The 17085-nt window shown below is 69.7% G+C and carries 14 protein-coding genes; 10 read left to right on the top strand and 4 right to left on the bottom strand.

What is annotated here, in order from left to right; genetic code table 11:
• The first annotated feature begins 31 nt into the window (after positions 1-31).
• Entirely contained in the window at positions 32-2779 is a 2748-nt protein-coding gene (aceE, locus tag ABZ893_RS19360) for a pyruvate dehydrogenase (acetyl-transferring), homodimeric type (RefSeq protein ID WP_361404836.1), read from the top strand.
• Between the two features lie 79 nt (positions 2780-2858).
• Here aceE and ABZ893_RS19355 read toward each other — a convergent pair whose 3' ends face one another.
• Positions 2859-3230: a peptidase inhibitor family I36 protein gene (locus tag ABZ893_RS19355; protein WP_361405765.1), complete on the bottom strand. Its 372-nt coding sequence runs from the start codon at positions 3228-3230 to the stop codon at positions 2859-2861.
• Between the two features lie 206 nt (positions 3231-3436).
• The gene (locus tag ABZ893_RS19350) at positions 3437-5041 is read right to left on the bottom strand and encodes an MFS transporter (RefSeq protein WP_361404832.1); all 1605 of its coding nucleotides are present in this window, start codon (positions 5039-5041) and stop codon (positions 3437-3439) included.
• Positions 5042-5156: 115 nt separating this feature from the next.
• Here ABZ893_RS19350 and ABZ893_RS19345 point away from each other — a divergent pair, with 115 nt between their 5' ends.
• From ABZ893_RS19345 to ABZ893_RS19315, 7 genes are all read left to right on the top strand, one after another.
• A complete protein-coding gene (locus ABZ893_RS19345; protein ID WP_361404829.1) occupies positions 5157-5801 on the top strand; it encodes a TetR family transcriptional regulator in 645 nt (214 codons plus the stop codon).
• Between the two features lie 160 nt (positions 5802-5961).
• The gene (locus ABZ893_RS19340) at positions 5962-7170 is read left to right on the top strand and encodes an alpha/beta hydrolase (protein ID WP_361404826.1); all 1209 of its coding nucleotides are present in this window, start codon (positions 5962-5964) and stop codon (positions 7168-7170) included.
• Between the two features lie 75 nt (positions 7171-7245).
• Positions 7246-8103 (top strand): DUF4429 domain-containing protein, encoded by an 858-nt coding sequence (locus ABZ893_RS19335; RefSeq protein WP_361404823.1) that lies wholly within the window; start codon positions 7246-7248, stop codon positions 8101-8103.
• 197 nt (positions 8104-8300) lie between these two features.
• The gene (locus tag ABZ893_RS19330; RefSeq protein WP_361404821.1) at positions 8301-9665 is read left to right on the top strand and encodes a sensor histidine kinase; all 1365 of its coding nucleotides are present in this window, start codon (positions 8301-8303) and stop codon (positions 9663-9665) included.
• A 16-nt stretch (positions 9666-9681) separates the two neighbouring features.
• On the top strand, positions 9682-10359 hold the full coding sequence (locus ABZ893_RS19325) for a response regulator transcription factor (protein WP_361404818.1): 678 nt from the start codon (positions 9682-9684) through the stop codon (positions 10357-10359).
• Between the two features lie 185 nt (positions 10360-10544).
• Positions 10545-11675: an alpha/beta hydrolase gene (locus ABZ893_RS19320; protein ID WP_361404815.1), complete on the top strand. Its 1131-nt coding sequence runs from the start codon at positions 10545-10547 to the stop codon at positions 11673-11675.
• Positions 11672-12892: an acyltransferase gene (locus tag ABZ893_RS19315; protein ID WP_361404813.1), complete on the top strand. Its 1221-nt coding sequence runs from the start codon at positions 11672-11674 to the stop codon at positions 12890-12892. Before ABZ893_RS19320 ends, ABZ893_RS19315 begins: the two co-directional genes overlap by 4 nt.
• A 69-nt stretch (positions 12893-12961) precedes the next feature.
• Here the strand turns inward: ABZ893_RS19315 and ABZ893_RS19310 are convergent, their stop codons facing one another.
• A complete protein-coding gene (locus ABZ893_RS19310) occupies positions 12962-14008 on the bottom strand; it encodes an aldo/keto reductase (protein WP_361404811.1) in 1047 nt (348 codons plus the stop codon).
• A 182-nt stretch (positions 14009-14190) separates the two neighbouring features.
• Between ABZ893_RS19310 and ABZ893_RS19305 the strand changes: the two genes are divergently transcribed.
• Complete coding sequence (locus ABZ893_RS19305) at positions 14191-15006, top strand: serine hydrolase domain-containing protein (RefSeq protein WP_361404808.1); 816 nt, start codon at positions 14191-14193, stop codon at positions 15004-15006.
• Positions 15007-15106: 100 nt separating this feature from the next.
• Here the strand turns inward: ABZ893_RS19305 and ABZ893_RS19300 are convergent, their stop codons facing one another.
• Entirely contained in the window at positions 15107-15763 is a 657-nt protein-coding gene (locus ABZ893_RS19300; RefSeq protein WP_361405762.1) for a pirin family protein, read from the bottom strand.
• A 97-nt stretch (positions 15764-15860) separates the two neighbouring features.
• On the opposite strand from ABZ893_RS19300, the gene ABZ893_RS19295 reads away from it, so the two are divergent.
• On the top strand, positions 15861-17075 hold the full coding sequence (locus tag ABZ893_RS19295; RefSeq protein WP_361404805.1) for a helix-turn-helix domain-containing protein: 1215 nt from the start codon (positions 15861-15863) through the stop codon (positions 17073-17075).
• The last annotated feature ends 10 nt before the right edge of the window (positions 17076-17085 follow it).

The following is a 17085-nucleotide window of genomic DNA, read 5'->3' as shown; positions in this document are numbered from 1 at the left end:
GACCGTGCTCGACCGACAGTGAAGGAACAGCGTGGCTTCCGGATCCGATCGCAATCCGATCATCATTGGCGGCCTTCCCAGCCAGGTCCCGGACTTCGATCCTGAAGAGACCCAGGAATGGCTCGACTCCCTCGACGCCGCCGTCGACGAGCGCGGGCGGGAGCGGGCCCGCTACCTGATGCTCCGACTGATCGAGCGCGCCCGCGAGAAGCGCGTGGCCGTGCCCGAGATGCGCAGCACCGACTACATCAACACGATCGCCACCAGGGACGAGCCGTTCTTCCCCGGCAACGAGGAGATCGAGCGCAAGGTCCTGAACGCGACCCGCTGGAACGCCGCGGTGATGGTGTCCCGCGCCCAGCGCCCCGGTATCGGGGTCGGCGGTCACATCGCGACCTTCGCGTCCTCCGCCTCGCTGTACGACGTGGGCTTCAACCACTTCTTCCGGGGCAAGGACGACGGGCGGGGCGGCGACCAGATCTTCTTCCAGGGCCACGCGTCGCCGGGCATCTACGCCCGCGCTTACCTCCTGGACCGGCTCACCGAGAACCAGCTCGACGCCTTCCGTCAGGAGAAGTCGAAGGCGCCCTACGGCCTGTCGTCGTATCCGCACCCGCGACTGATGCCGGACTTCTGGGAGTTCCCCACCGTCTCGATGGGCCTCGGCCCGCTCGGTGCGATCTTCCAGGCGCGGATGAACCGCTACATCCAGGCCCGCGGCATCGCGGACACCTCGGACTCGCATGTCTGGGCGTTCCTCGGCGACGGCGAGATGGACGAGCCCGAGTCGCTCGGCCAGCTGTCGATCGCGGCCCGTGAGGGCCTGGACAACCTGACCTTCGTCGTGAACTGCAACCTGCAGCGCCTCGACGGCCCGGTGCGCGGCAACGGCAAGATCATCCAGGAGCTGGAGTCCCAGTTCCGCGGCGCCGGCTGGAACGTCATCAAGCTGGTCTGGGACCGGAGTTGGGACCCGCTGCTCGCGCAGGACCGCGACGGCGTCCTGGTGAACAAGCTGAACATCACGCCCGACGGCCAGTTCCAGACGTACGCGACCGAACCCGGGTCGTACATCCGTGACCACTTCTTCGGTGGTGACCACCGGCTGCGCGCGATGGTCGAGAACATGACCGACGACCAGATCCTGCACCTGGGTCGCGGCGGGCACGACCACAAGAAGATCTTCGCGGCGTTCACGGCGGCCAAGGAGCACAAGGGCCAGCCGACGGTCATCCTGGCGCAGACGGTCAAGGGCTGGACGCTCGGCCCGAACTTCGAGGGCCGCAACGCGACCCACCAGATGAAGAAGCTGACGGTCTCCGACCTGAAGGCCTTCCGTGACCGGCTGCACCTGCCGATCTCCGACAAGCAGCTCGAGGACGGCGTGCCGCCGTACTACCACCCGGGCCGCGACACGGAGGAGATCCAGTACATGCACGACCGCAGGCTGGCGCTGGGCGGCTACATGCCGACCCGCGTCGTGCGGTCGAAGCCGCTGCGGCTCCCCGAGGACAAGACGTACGCGAACGTGAAGAAGGGTTCCGGTCAGCAGGCGATCGCCACGACGATGGCGTTCGTCCGGCTGCTCAAGGACCTCATGCGGGACAAGGAGATCGGCAAGCGTTTCGTGCTGATCGCGCCGGACGAGTACCGCACGTTCGGCATGGACTCGTTCTTCCCGAGCGCGAAGATCTACAACCCGCTCGGCCAGCAGTACGAGTCCGTCGACCGTGACCTGCTGCTCGCGTACAAGGAGTCGCCGACGGGCCAGATGCTGCACGACGGCATCTCGGAGGCGGGCTGTACGGCGTCGCTGATCGCCGCGGGTTCGGCGTACGCCACGCATGGTGAGCCGCTGATCCCGGTCTACGTCTTCTACTCGATGTTCGGTTTCCAGCGCACCGGCGACCAGTTCTGGCAGATGTCGGACCAGTTGGCGCGCGGTTTCGTCCTGGGCGCGACCGCCGGCCGCACGACCCTGACCGGTGAGGGTCTGCAACACGCTGACGGGCACTCGCAGTTGCTCGCCTCGACCAACCCGGGCTGTGTCGCCTACGACCCGGCCTTCGGCTTCGAGATCGCGTACATCGTCCAGGACGGTCTGCGGCGGATGTACGGCGCGACCGCCGAGCACCCGCACGGCGAGGACATCTTCTACTACCTCACCGTCTACAACGAGCCGATCCAGCACCCGGCCGAGCCCGCCGACGTCGATGTCGAGGGCATCCTCAAGGGCATCCACCGCTACAGCGCGGGCACGTCGGGCGCCATCCCGGCGCAGATCATCGCCTCGGGCGTGGCGGTGCCGTGGGCCCTGGAGGCGCAGCAGATCCTCGCCTCGGAGTGGAACGTCAAGGCGGACGTCTGGTCGGCGACCTCGTGGAACGAACTGCGCCGTGAGGCCGTCGAGGTGGAGCGGCACAACCTGCTGCACCCCGAGGAGGACCAGCGCGTCCCGTACATCACGCAGAAGCTGTCCGGCTCGGCGGGTCCGTTCGTCGCGGTCTCGGACTGGATGCGGACGGTGCCCGACCAGATCTCCCGCTGGGTACCGGGCACGTACCAGTCGCTCGGCGCGGACGGCTTCGGCTTCGCGGACACGCGGGGCGCGGCCCGTCGCTTCTTCCACATCGACGCCCAGTCGATCGTGGTGGGCGTGCTCACGGAGCTGGCCCGTGAGGGCAAGGTCGACCGCTCGGTCCTGAAGCAGGCGATCGACCGCTACCAGCTCCTGGATGTCACAGCGGCCGATCCTGGCGCGGCGGGCGGCGACGCGTAGGGGTCCTGCCTGGACTGTCGTAGAGGTTCGAGGTGCGGTGCGGCCACGGAGGCCGCACCGCGCCTCGCTTCGTTTCATGTCAGCGCTCCCAGACCTTGAACGCCCGTACCTTGTACGGGGATTGGGGCGCCCACGTGCCACTGCCCGGGTAGGTCTGGAACTCCCCTGTCTCGGCGCACTCGGCGGACTGGTAGGCCGTGACGGGCCGTCCGGTGCGATTGGCGAGAGCCTGTGCGCTGACCCCCTCCGGCAGCGCCACGCAGCTCTCGATATCGGTCCCGGACAGCTCGTACACGTGCCGCTTCCCCTCGAAGCCGGACCCCTCCCACAGACACAGCTCCCCCGCCGAGCAGTCGCCGCCGGTCGGCGGGGCCGTCGCCCCCGCATGAGCCGGCGTCAGCAGGACGGCCGCCAGTGCCGCCACGGCCGTCAGCGGCAGCGTCATCCCCATCGCGGCGCGCATCCTCGTACCCATATCGATCAACCCCCGTGTCGTGCTGGTCACTTGTCGCCACTCTGGACCGCTCGACGAGCAGGCGGGAAGGGCTGACGGATCGGATCACCCGGATAAGCGAAATGCCCCCAGGATTTCCCTGAGGGCATTTCGGGGTGGGTTCGCGGTCGTATGGGGGGCGGCCTAGGGGTTACCCCGAGGGGCTAGATGTGCGCGGCTCCCGCGCCCGCTTCGGCGTTCTCCCCGCGCTTGGTCAGCAGCGCGACGAGGACCGCCACGACGGCGACGCCCGTGGCGACCAGGCACGCCAGGCTCATGCCGGAGATGAAGGTGTCGTGCGCGACAGCGGTGATCTTCTCGGCGAGCACCCCCGGGGTGCCCTTCGCGACCGGCGCCACGCCGACCTGCACCGCCTCGGACGCTTTGTCCAGCTGGGAGGGCGTGAGCGGGGGAAGCTGGGCGGCGGTCCAGTTGCCCCCGAGGTCGTTGTCGACCTTCGAGGCCATCACGGCACCGAGCACAGCCGTCCCGAGGCTGCCTCCGATCTGCATCGCGGCCTGCTGGAGGCCGCCCGCGACGCCGGAGAGCTCCATCGGGGCGTTGCCCACGATGACCTCCGTGGCGCCGACCATCACGGGGGCGAGGCCCAGACCGAGGAGCGCGAACCACAGCGACATGACGCCGCTGCCCGTGCCCGCCTCCAACGTGGACATGCCGTACATGGCGACCGCCGTGAGCGCCATGCCGCCGGCGAGCGGGATGCGCGGGCCGACCTTCGTGATCATCGCGCCGGCCAGCGGCGAGCCCACGATCATCATTCCGGTCAGCGGCAAGAGGTGCAGTCCGCTGTCGACGGGGCTCATCCCGTGCACGTTCTGCAGGTAGAACGTCACGAAGAAGAGGCCGCCCATGAAGGCGATGGCCATGAGCACCATGAGGATCACACCGGCCGACAAGGGCACGGAGCGGAACAGAGCCAGCGGAATCAGCGGCTCCTTGACGCGCGTCTCCCAGATCGCGAAGAACGCGAAGCAGAGCACGGAGGCCGCGAGGAACGTCCAGGTCATGTCGTCGCCCCAGCCCCACGTCGGGGCCTTGATGAGCGCCCAGACGAGGCAGAACATCGCGCCGGAGAGCAGCACGATGCCGAGGACGTCGAAGGACCGCGGCGCGTTCTCGGCGCGGTGGTCCTTGAGGATGAAGAGCCCCAGGACGAGCGCGATGACGCCGACCGGCACATTGATGAAGAAGACCGACTGCCAGCTGACGTGCTGGACGAGGAGCCCGCCGAGGATCGGGCCGCCTGCGGTCGAGGCACCGATGACCATGCCCCAGATGCCGATCGCCATGTTCAGCTTCTCGGCCGGGAAGGTGGCCCGCAGGAGACCGAGCGCCGCCGGCATCAGGAGCGCACCGAAGAGGCCCTGGAACACCCGGAAGGTAACCACCAGAGCGATGCTGTCCGAGAGGCCGATGGCTCCCGAGGCCGCCGCGAAGCCGACCACGCCGATGAGGAAGGTCTGCCGGTGGCCGAACCGGTCGCCGAGCTTGCCCGCGGTGATCAGCGTGACCGCGAGGGCGAGGAAGTAGCCGTTGGTGATCCATTGCACGTCGGCGAAGCTCGCGTCGAGCTCCTTCTGGATGGCCGGGTTGGCGATGGCGACGATGGTGCCGTCGAGGGCGACCATCATCACGCCGATCGCGACGGAGAACAGCGTCAGCCAGGGGTGGCCGCGCAGCCCTTTGGCCGGAGCCGACGCGGGCTCCGGAGCCCGGTCCGCCTTGTCGAGCGTGATCTGACTAGTCATGCACCCGAGGCTAGTGACAGCGACTGACAGTTGACAAAGCAATTCACAAGTCGGTAACTGTCATGTCGCTCACAGGTAAGCTGAGCTGGACAAACGGGCAAAAGAGGGGCGCAGGGTGAAGTCGCGGGAAGCGGGTTCCGGGCTGCGGGAACGCAAGAAGCAGCGCACCCGTGACGCTCTTCTGCACTCCGCACTCGAACTCTTCACGACCAAGGGATACGACCGCACGACGGTCGACGAGATCGCCGAGGCCGTCGATGTGTCGCAGCGCACTTTCTTCCGGTACTTCACGAGCAAGGAAGAGACCGCGTTCGCGGTCCAGGACATGGTGGAGTCGCGCTTCATCACCATCCTGCGCGAACGCCCCCCTACGGAGGGCCCGTTCGAGGCCCTGCGCGGCGCCGTGCTCTGTGCATGGGACACCCTCGGTGAGTCCATCGAGGAGGTCGTTCCGGTCGAACTCCACATGCGCACCTATCAGATGATCGAATCGACCCCCTCCTTGATCGCCGCCCACCTGCGCCGCTCCACGGAACTGGAGGAGCAGGTCGCCCGCGTGATCGCCGAACGCGAGGGGCTCGACGTGGAGACGGACCCCCGCCCGCGCGTGACCGTGGCCGCGTTCAGTGGCGTGATGCGCCTGGCCGGGCGACTGTGGGGCGCGGGAGAGGACATCAGCGTGGAGTCGATCCGCGCGGTCACCGAGTCGTATCTCGACCAACTGGGGCCAGTGTTGGCCGGAAAGTGGCGCAAGGAGTGACGGACCGTACGCGCGTGCGCGCTCTGAGCGCGATCGGCGCCTACGTAGAGTGATGACAGTTCTCAAGCCTCGCCCTATTTGCCCCAATTGACCCCTCAGGGGCGTGATCTGCCTCACGCGTTTCGCGGGTTGGCCTGTCGTTCTCCTAGGGTGTCCCGCAGTGACTTCCTTCGACTCCTCCCCGCAACTCAGCGTCTGGCGCGCCCTGCTCGCTCTGGCCGTCGTGTTCGTCATGCTGGCGACCACCGGCTGGACAGCCGTGCGCCACAAGGGCGTCACCTCGCCGCTCGACGCCGCCGTCACGGCCTGGCACCACGGCGACCTCAACGGTCGCGCCCTGCCGGACCCTGACGCTCCGCCCACCCGCCTCGCGCACTTCTTCGCCTCGCTCACCGGTCAGCAGCGCAACGAACTCGCGACCCGCTACCCGCTCGCCGTCGGCAACATGAACGGCGCCCCGGTCGAACTGCGCTACCGCGCCAACCGCATCGCCCTCGGCCAGGCGCGCGAAGTGGCAGAGAAGAGCACGCACGACAACCGGCTCACCACCGCGGGACAGCTCGACGCCGCCCAGCATGTGAACCGGTACACGTCCCTGATGAACCCGGACCGCAAGATCCTCGCGTTCGACCCCGAGGGTTCCGGCCGCGTGGCCGAGGTCTTCGGAGACCTGGGCACGGCTCAGCGTGTCTCCGTCGTGGTGCCCGGTGTCGACACCACTGTGCTGACGTTCGAGCGCACCGCCCGCCAGTACACGGCGCCCGTCGGAATGGCTCGCTCCCTGTACAAGGAGGAGCACTCGGCCAAGCCCGGCGCGAAGACCGCGGTCATCGCCTGGGCCGACTACACGGCACCTGCGGGCCTCGGCGTCGACGCGGCCACCGCGATGCGCGCCGAGGAAGGCGCCATCCGGCTCAACTCCCTCGTGCGCGCGCTGCCGGGACGCTCGTCCGTCGCCCTGTACTGCCACAGCTACGGCTCCGTGGTGTGCGGTGTCGCCGCGCGCAAGCTGCCCCCGCGGGTGAGTGACATAGCGGTGGCCGGCAGCCCCGGGATGCGCGCCGAGAAGGCCTCGAAACTGGGCACCGACGCGCGCGTGTGGGCGATGCGGGACCCCGACGACTGGATTCAGGACGTGCCGCACCTGGAGGTCGGCGGGCTCGGCCACGGTGCCGACCCGGTCTCCCGCGGGTTCGGCGCCCGGGTCCTCTCGGCGGCGGGCGCCCACGGCCACACCGGCTACTTCGAGCCGGGCACGGAGAGCCTCCGCAACTTCGCCGACATCGGCGTCGGTTCGTACGGCGACCTGCAATGCGCGCATGGACACGACACCTGCCGTGACGGATCTTCCGGCGGCACCTCGGCCTGACGCGCGTAGAAATCGGCGGAACAGGGGCACGACGCAAAGGGGACGGAGGGGCGCGTGCCGCATACGATGAGCCGCATGGGTGACGTACTGGCCGGATTTCATGCCGCCTGGGAGTTCGGGTCCGACTCCGTGCTCATCCGCTTCGAACGGGGAATCCGCACGCCGAAGCTGCTGCAGGCACTCGGTGAGCGCCGCATTCCCCATGAGGCGATCGCGGCGGTGACACTCACTCCCGGGAGGCGCGGAACCGTCGTTCTGCGCGTGGTGCCGAGACCTGGCGCCGATCCCCTGATGGACGCTGCCGCGGGACAGCTCAAGGACGTCTCCGACCCCTACCGGCTCGTGCTGCCCGCCGAGCGGGAAACGCTCGCCGAGTACTACGCGGACGAGCTGCGCGCCGTGACGACCCTGGACGACGGCATACCGCCGGCCCACTACCTGGTGTCGCCGCCCGAGGCGCCGCTGCGCTTCAAGGCCTACGACGCGAAGGCGACGTTCGACGGGAAGTCGGTGGCCTTCCGGTGGTTCTGGACGGGGGCGTCGTCCGCAAAGTGGAAGGCCGGCGACAAGACCTTTTCCGTGGCGGAGCTGAGCGGCGTCGAATGGCGCTCGCCGGAGGTCTTCGAGGGCCATCTGCGGCTGCTGCGCCGCGACGCGTCCGAGCAGCCCGCCCAGGCCGACCAGGATCCGGCCGCCGTGATCTTCGGGCTCGGGTACGGGCCGGTGCACGAGTCGCTGCCGTTCGCCGCGTCGGTCCTCGCCGCGGTACGAGCCACCGGCTCGGCCGTGCCTGTGTCCGCGCCCTCCCCCGCCCGGCGTGACCCCTCCGACATCGCCGACCGCATCCGCCACCTCGGCGAGCTGCACCAGGCGGGCCTGGTCACGGACGCCGAGTTCACGACGAAGAAGGCCGAGCTGCTCGCGGAGCTGTAGGGGGTTCGGCGCTCGGTTGTCGGGGCTCCGGGCGCGGCTGCGGTTGCTGTCGTGGTTGCGGGCCACGCGGCCAGAGGCCGGTTCGGCTTCGGCGGCGGGCGCAGGGAACGGGATTCGTGTCATACCTGGGTACGGGGTGAGGTGAGCTCCTCGGTACGACGACGGCGCGAGTGGTCGTTGCCTACGCTGTTCGGGCCATGAGCGCCACATCGACTCCACCCGATCAGGAACCCCTCCCGCCGGACGGCAAGGCCGCGCCACGGGAAGGACGCCGACGTGCGTACGCCGCTGTCGTCAGCGGGCTGCGGGCCGCCGGGGCCTCCCTCTCCGCTTCGGCGGGACCGGCCGAGCCTCTGCTCTCCCGCTCGTCGAGGGGTTGGGTGCGGCTGGTTCCTTACGTGATCGCGTTGGGCTTCGTCGCCACACTGATCCCTGTCACCACCGAGGTCCTGTCGAACGATTACGGGATCTCCGGTGCGCTCGCCGGCGCGCTGGGAGTCGCGCAGTCCGCTCCCTTGTTGCTCGCCGTCAGCCGGCCGCTGCTCGCCTGGGGCATCGTGATCGTCGCGGACATCGCGGGAGCGATCGTCGCCCTGGGGTCGGCGTCCCCGCGTGCCGTGCCCTGGACGCCCATGGTCATCGTGGGATATCTGGTCCTGTGCGTCGCCCTGTCCGTGCGGGAGAGCAGACGCGCGGTCCTGGGGGTCTGGCTGGTCACGGTTGCGTCCGGACTCGTCCTCGACGTGTTCCGGCCCGCGGGCAGTCAGGACACGACGGTGCTCATGGTCGTGCTCAGCGGTGGGGTGCTGCTGCTCGGGAGACTGCTGCGCGAGCGCGGTGAGGCACAGCGCAGACTCGTCGAACAGGAGACGATCAACGAGGCCGAGCGTTCCCGGCGCACGCTCCTCGAGGAACGCACCCGTATCGCACGGGAGTTGCATGATGTCGTGGCGCATCACATGTCCGTGATCACGGTGCAGGCGGACTCCGCTCCGTACCGGTTGCAAGGCCTGACGCCCGAAGCACGCGAGGAGTTCGGCTCGATCGCGGCGGGCGCCCGGGAGTCGCTCAGTGAAATGCGACGGCTGCTCGCTGTGCTCCGCAGCGAGGATGCTCCGGGTGGCGAGCGCGCTCCTCAGCCGGGTCTCGACCGGCTTCAGCAACTGGTGGAGGCCACGGTGCGGGGCGGTGTCCCGGCGGAGTTGTCGATGCCTGAGCTGACGCTCGTCGGTCAGCTGACGGACCTGCCGCCCGCGGTGGATCTGTCCGCGTACCGGATCGTGCAGGAAGCACTGGCCAATGTCGTGCGGCACGCCCCAGGAGCCCGGACCCAGATCTCCGTCTCCATGGACGAGGACTCCCTTCTGGTGATCGTGGTCAACGGTCCGGCGGGCGAGCACACGTCACCCGTGGAGACGACGGGCACCGGACACGGCCTTGTGGGGATGCACGAGCGCGTACGGTTGGTCGGCGGCACACTCGACGTGGGACCGCTGCCCGGGGGAGGCTTCCGCGTCGCGGCCCGACTTCCGCTGGCCGATCCCGACTCCCCTTCGGCGTAAAGGAATTCGGCATCGCATGACCATCCGCGTGATCATCGTCGACGACCAGGCCATGGTGCGGGCGGGGTTCGCCGCGCTGCTGGCCGCGCAGAGCGACATCGACGTCGTGGGCGAGGCTCCGGACGGCAAGCAGGGTGTCGAGGTCAGCCGGACGACACACCCCGACGTCGTCCTGATGGACGTGCGGATGCCGGAGATGGACGGGCTCGCCGCAGCGCGCGCACTCCTCGACCCGCCGCCGGGCGTGATCCACCGCCCCAAGGTCCTAATGCTCACCACGTTCGACGTGGACGACTACGTGTACGAGGCGCTGCGGGCGGGCGCGTCCGGTTTCCTCCTCAAGGACGCGCCGCCGGCCGATCTCATCGCGGCGGTGCGGGTGGTGGCTGCCGGCGAGGCGCTGCTCGCTCCTTCGGTCACGCGCCGGCTCATCGCGGACATTGTGAAGCAGCGCCCGTCCGGCCGCAGGAATCGCTCACCGGAGCTGAACAGTCTGACGCCGCGCGAGACCGAGGTGCTCGAACTCATCGCCCGAGGCCTGTCCAACCAGGAGATCGCGGACAAGCTGGTCCTCGCGGAGCAGACGGTGAAGACCCATATCGGTCGCGTACTGGCCAAGTTGGGGCTGCGTGACCGGGCCCAGGCGGTGATCTTCGCTTACGAGACGGGGCTCGTCACACCCGGCGATCAGTAACCCCGGCTCTGGTATCACTCTCGTAGCCGCAGGTCAGGGCAGTCCAGCTCACGCCACCCCCTACCTGAGTATCAGGTCCGAATACCCCGGTATCACCTCGGAGTTGGCACCCCGGTGTGACGCGGCGTCGGGCGTCGTCTCCCTACCTTCCCCTCATCGAAGCAACGGATGGAGGGAGACGGGTGATGCGCCTGCACTCATGGGAACGACGCGGCCGAAGGACTCTGGTCGCCGCCGCGCTCACGACGACCATCGTGGCCGGCACGGCGGGCTGGGCCACCGGCAGCGAGCAGCGTCCCTCAACCGGTCCGCCGCCCGGGACGGCTTCCTGGCGAGCGGACCATGAGCTCGGGTTCGGGCTGCCTGATCCGGCGACCACGAGCCCGGCCCGGGTGGCCGCGTTCTTCGGCGGGTCGGATGCCGCCCAGCGCCGCGAGTTGGTCGAACGGCATCCGACGGTGGTCGGCAATCTGGACGGGGCTCCGGTAAAGCTTCGCTACGAGGCCAACGTCCGTGCGCTGAAAGCAGAGCGCGAACGTGTCCGAGCTCGCGCGGAGAATCCGGAGCTCACGCAGGAAGACCGCGCCCGTGCGCGCTCCCTCATCACCCGATACACCGAACTCCTCGAACCCGGACGCCAGATACTGGCCTTCGACCCACGTGGTCGCGGCCAGGTGGCCGAGGTCTACGGGGACTTGGGCAGCGCGTCGCATGTGTCCGTCATCGTGCCTGGCTCGGACATCGACCTGAGCTCCTTCGACCGGTCCACAGATCCCTTCGGCACCCCGGCGGGGATGGCCCGTTCGCTGTACGAGGCGTCTGGTGGCCGCACCGCTGTAGTGGCCTGGGTCGGATACACCACGCCGGTCGGTCTGGGGCCCGACGCCGCCACCGGCCGGCTCGCCGAGGCAGGAGCACCCAGGCTGGCCCGCTTCGTTCAGGGCTTGATCGCGTCGGGAGCGCCGCGGCCCAGCGTCTTCTGCCACAGCTACGGGTCGGTGGTGTGCGGACTGTCCGCCGCGCGGCTGGCCACCGCCGACCTCGTGGTCCTCGGCTCGCCCGGCATGGGGGTGGACAAGGTGTCCGAACTCCGCACCACGGCACGGGTGTGGGCCGCGCGGGACGACACCGACTGGATCAGCCGCGTGCCGAACGTCGAGCTGTTCGGCCTGGGCCACGGCACCGATCCGACCGACCCGTCCTTCGGCGCCCGCCGCGTACCCGCCCACCTCGCCCAGGGCCACACCGGCTATTTCGTGCCCGGCACGGACTCGCTGCGAGCCTTCGCCCGCATCGCGACGGGAGACGCGTCATGACCATCGTGGCCAAGCTCCGCACGAGCGCGTCCGCCATCGACGCGAAGACACCGGCCCACCGGGACCGGGGGATCGACGGGCTCCGCGCACTCGCGCTGCTCGCCGTGCCACTGGGCCACTGGCTGCTCGGCGGCTTCTCCCTCGACGACCAGGGCGCGCTGCACAACGCGAGCCCACTCTCCTCCTTCGGGTTCCTCGCCCCGCTCAGCTGGGGACTGCAGATGCTGGGCATCTTCTTCCTGGTGGGCGGCTATGCGTCCGCCCTCTCGTACCGCAGAGCTGTGGAAAGAGGCGGTACGACCGTGGCCTGGCTGCGCGGCCGGCTGGCGCGTCTGGGCCGTCCCGTCCTCGGGGTGACGGCTGTGTGCGCCGCGGTGATCCTTGTGCTGTACGCGCTGGGGGTACCGGCGACGACGCTGCACACGGGGTCGACGCTGGTGATACAGCCGCTGTGGTTCGTGGGCGTCTACGCGGTGATCACCGCGCTCACGCCGTACTGCGTACGGGCCGCCCGGAAGCTGGGGGTGTGGGCGGCGGCGCCGCTTCTCGGTTCCGTCGCCGTGATCGACTTCCTGCGCTACGGACCCTACGCGGACGTCATGCCGTCCTGGCTGAGCCTGCTCAATCTGCTTCCGGGCTGGATGTTCGCCTACCAACTGGGCGTCTGCTGGAGCGAGAAGAGGATTTCCCGGCGAGGCGCGTGGGGACTGCTGATCGGCGGTGCGGCCTTGTTCGCGACACTGCTCCTCGCATTCCGCTATCCGGAGTCGATGGTCGGTGTGCCCGGCGAGGCGCGGACAAACTCCCATCCGCCGTCCTTGCTGGTGCCGGCTCTGGCAGCCGCGCAGAGCGGTGCGGCGATGCTCCTGCGGGACCGGATCCGCAGGCTGCTGCTACGGCCCGCGTGGTGGGCGCCGGTCGTCGTCATCAATCTGTCGGCGATGACGATCCTGTGCTGGCACCAGACGGCACTGCTCGTGGCGGCGATACCGGGTTCCTTCGCCGGCGCGATACCGGGCCTGACGACGAGCCCGGACTCGACGGGCTGGATAGCGGCAAGGCTGCTGTGGCTGCCCGTTCTCGCGGGGCTGCTCGTGCTGATCGGCCGGTACGCGCGGGGCTTCGAGGCTCCTTGGAAGCAGGAGACACATCTGCGGAAGGCGCTGGCCGGGGTGCTGGCGGCGGGGTTCGCGGTGTTCGCTCTGGGGCTCGCGTGAGGGGCCGGGCGGCCGCCGCCGGGACAGAGGATGCCCACGGCGACGGACCGGGCCGGAAGCGCCGGTGGGCTATTCGCGGCCCGCCGACGTGAAGGACATGTCGGCGTAGCGGTCACCGGCCACGCGGGAGGCGATGGGGTCGATCAGGGCGAGTTCGTCGTCGGTGAGGGTGATGCGGGTGGCCTCGGTGTTCTCCTCGATGCGGTTGCGCTTGCGGGTGCCGGGGATGGGGACGACCGGCAGTCCGAAGGCCTGCGCCTGCTGCTGGACCCAGGCCAGCGCGATCTGGCCGAGGGAGGCGTCGTGGGCTGCGGCGACCTGCCTGACTCCGTCGAGGAGGGCGGCGTTGGTGGCGGCGTTGTCGCCGGTGAAGCGGGGTTGCTGGCGGCGGAAGTCGTCCGCGCCGAGCTCCTTGTCGGCGCTGACGAAAGCGCCAGTGAGGAAGCCGCGTCCGAGGGGTGAGTACGGCACGAGGGCCACACCCAGTTCGGCGGCGGTCGGCACGACCTCCTTCTCGATGTCGCGGCTGAACAGAGACCACTCGGACTGGACGGCTGCGATGGGGTGGACGGCCTGGGCGGTGCGCAGTTCGGCGCCGGTGACCTCGCTGAGGCCGAGGTGCCTGACCTTGCCGGCGGCGACGAGTTCGGCCATCACGCCAACGGTCTCCTCGATGGGCACGTTCGGGTCGCGGCGGTGCATGTAGTACAGGTCGATGGTGTCGACGTCGAGGCGCCGGAGGCTGGCGTCGACGCAGGCGCGGATGTACGCGGGGTCGTTGTTGATGGTGCGCTTCGTGGGGTCGCTCGGGTCGACACCCAGGGCGAATTTGGTGGCCAGGACCACCTCGTCACGATGCGCTTTGAGGAAAGGAGCCAGGAACTTCTCGTTCTCGCCGCCCCCATAGGCGTCGGCGGTGTCGTACAAGGTGACGCCGAGTTCCAGGGCCCGCTCCAGGGTGGCCCGCGCCTCGTCGGTGTCCGTCGGTCCGTAGGCCCAGCTCATGCCCATGCAGCCGAGGCCCTGCACGCCCACCACGGGCCCGTTGTTTCCCAACTCCACAGTGGAAATCCGCTGCGGCTCCCCCGAGTGCTGCGTCTGCTCTGTGCTGCTCATGTGGTCCAGACCCTCTCCGACGCCCGTCGGGCGCCCGTATAGAAGTCGGTCTTGCGGTCGAGCGCGGACAAGTTCGGCGTGCCTCCACGCTAGGCCCCTGAAGTGCACTCCAGGCAACCGCGTCGGGAACGATTTCCGGACGGTGGCCGCCTCTGTAACGGCCTCGCGGGGCCGTTAGGCTCGTGGTCATGCAGAGCCTTGCGATGATCGAGAACTGGCCGGTCCCGACCGCCGCCGCAGCCGTCGTCCGCGCTGACGGCACGGTCCTCGGGGTACAGGGACCGACGGCCCACCCGTTCCGGCTGGCCTCGGTCACCAAGCCGCTCGCCGCCTACGCGGCGCTCGTCGCCTACGAAGAGGGCGCGATCGAGTTCGACGACCCGGCCGGGCCCGAGGGCTCCACGGTGCGCCACCTGCTGGCACACACCTCCGGCCTCGCCTTCGACGAGCACCGGGCCACGTCGGCACCCGGTACGCGCCGGCTGTACTCGAACGCGGGGTTCGAGGTGCTCGGGGACCACATCGCGAAGGCGACGGAGATCCCTTTCGCGGAGTATCTGCGTCAGGCGGTGCTGGAGCCGCTCGGGATGACCTCGACCACCTTGGAGGGGTCGCCCGCCAAGGACGGGGTGTCGACGGTGGACGACCTGGTGCGGTTCGCCGCCGAGGTGCAGGCTCCCCGGCTGCTCGATCCGCGTACCGTCGCCGAGGCGATGACCGTGCAGTATCCGGGGCTCAAGGGTGTGCTGCCGGGTTACGGGCACCAGAACCCGAACGACTGGGGGCTCGGGTTCGAGATCAGGGGCTCCAAGACGCCGCATTGGACGGGCGGTTCGTCGTCGCCGCGGACCTTCGGGCACTTCGGGCAGTCGGGCACGTTCCTGTGGATCGACCCCGACGCGGGCGTGGCCTGCGTGGCGCTGACCGATCGGGCGTTCGGACCGTGGGCGGCCGAGGTGTGGCCCCCGTTCACGGACGCGGTGCTCGCCGAGGTGTGAGTCAGGTGTGAGGGCGGGCGGCCGTTCGCCATGGAGAGGTGAGAGGGCGCGGCCGTTCGCGATGAAGGTGCGAGGGGCGCGGCCGGTCGTGCCGGGGGTGTCAGCGGGCGGCCATCTCCCACAGGAGGAGTTCCGCCGGCGCCGACGCCACGGCTTCGAGGCCGGATTCCCCGTCGATCCTCACCGAGTCGCCCGGCCCCAACTTCTCGCCGCCGAGCGTCACTTCACCGCGGACGACATGGACGTACACCTGGGGTGCGTCCGGGAGCGCGGTGGTCTCCCCCGGTGCGAGGCGGCGCACGTGCAGGAGGGATCCGGCCTCGGGCACGGCGTAGGGGGTGGAGTCGGGGAGGCCGCGCACGACCTCGTAGACCGGGTCGCCGCCCGGTTCCAGGGGGGCGAGCCACATCTGGACGAAGACGAGCGGGTCGGGGCCGTCGTTGCGCTCGACGTGGCGGACGCCGCCGGCGGCGCTGAGGCGCTGCACGTCGCCGGGTCCGACCACGGACTCGTGCCCGGTCGAGTCGCGGTGGGTGAGCCGGCCGGAGACGACCCAGGTGACGATCTCGGTGTGGCTGTGCGGGTGCTCGTCGAAGCCGGCGCCCGGCGCGAGCCGCTCCTCGTTGCAGGCGAGGAGCGCCCCGAAGCGGAGGTTGTCGGGGTCGTAGTGGGGCCCGAAGGAGAAGGCGTGGAACGACTCGATTCCGGCGTCCGGCTCGCCGCCGGGGTACCGGTCGCCTGAGCGACGTACATCCATCACGCGGTACACGGTAGACCCCCGGCCGGGGCGGTCCGTGGGCGGTCCGAGCACCCTCACCTCCGCTGAGCCGTTCCGATAAGGCAGTCTTGTCCCCGTGCCCGAACCCTCAGCGAACGAAGCCCACGACCCTCGCGACCGCCGCGCGGACACCCACCCGCACTCGGCGACCCTGAAGCGCCTGGAGAAGTCGTCCGGGAGCCTCGCCGCGCAGGCGATCACGCGCATGGACGAGACGCTGTCGTGGTACCGGGCGATGCCACCGGAGAACCGCTCCTGGATCGGCCTGGTCGCGCAGGCCGGTATCGCGGCGTTCACCGAGTGGTTCCGGCAGCCGGACGCGCCGCAGGCGATCTCGACGGACGTCTTCGGTACGGCGCCCCGTGAGCTGACCCGGGCCATCACCCTGCGCCAGACCGTGGAGATGGTCCGCACGACCATCGAGGTCATGGAGTCGGCGATCGACGAAGTGGCGGCGCCCGGCGATGAGTCCGTCCTGCGTGAGGCCCTGCTGGTGTACGCGCGGGAGATCGCCTTCGCGACCGCCCAGGTCTACGCACAGGCGGCGGAGGCGCGCGGCGCGTGGGACGCCCGCCTCGAGTCGCTGGTGGTCAACGCGGTTCTCTCGGGTGAGGCCGACGAGGGCGCCGTGAGCCGGGCCGCGGCACTCGGGTGGAACTCGCCGGAGCATGTGTGCGTGGTGCTCGGCACCGCTCCCGACGGGGACAGCGAGTTGACGGTCGAGGCGATCCGGCGGGCCGCGCGACACGCCAAGCTGCAGGTCCTGACCGGGGTTCTCGGGGACCGGCTCGTGGTCATCGCCGGTGGCAGCAACAATCCGCTCCAGGTCGCGAAGTCGCTGATCGGCCCGTACGCGGCGGGTGCCGTGGTGGCCGGCCCGGTGGTGCCCGACCTGCTCGCCGCGACGAGGTCGGCGCAAGCCGCGGCCGCGGGGCTGAAGGCGTGCGGGGCCTGGCAGGACGCGCCGCGCCCGGTTCTGGCGGACGATCTGCTTCCGGAGCGAGCCATCGCGGGTGACCCGGCCGCGCGCGAGCAATTGGTGGAGGAGATCTACAGACCGTTGGAGGAGGCCGGCTCCGCTCTTCTGGAGACGCTGAGCGTCTATCTGGAGCAAGCGAGCAGCCTCGAAGGGGCGGCGCGGATGCTCTTCGTTCACCCGAACACCGTCCGCTACCGGCTTCGACGTGTGACCGACGTCACCGGCTGGTCACCCTCTGATGTCAGATCGGCATTCACGCTGCGTATCGCGCTGATCCTGGGGCGCCTCGCCGACGCCGAACCTCAGTCGTAGCCTTTTGTCG

Source organism: Streptomyces sp. NPDC046821 (assembly GCF_040645335.1).
Lineage (GTDB): Bacteria > Actinomycetota > Actinomycetes > Streptomycetales > Streptomycetaceae > Streptomyces.
Note: the sequence above shows the minus strand (reverse complement) of the source record. Positions and strands in the feature narration are given on the sequence as shown.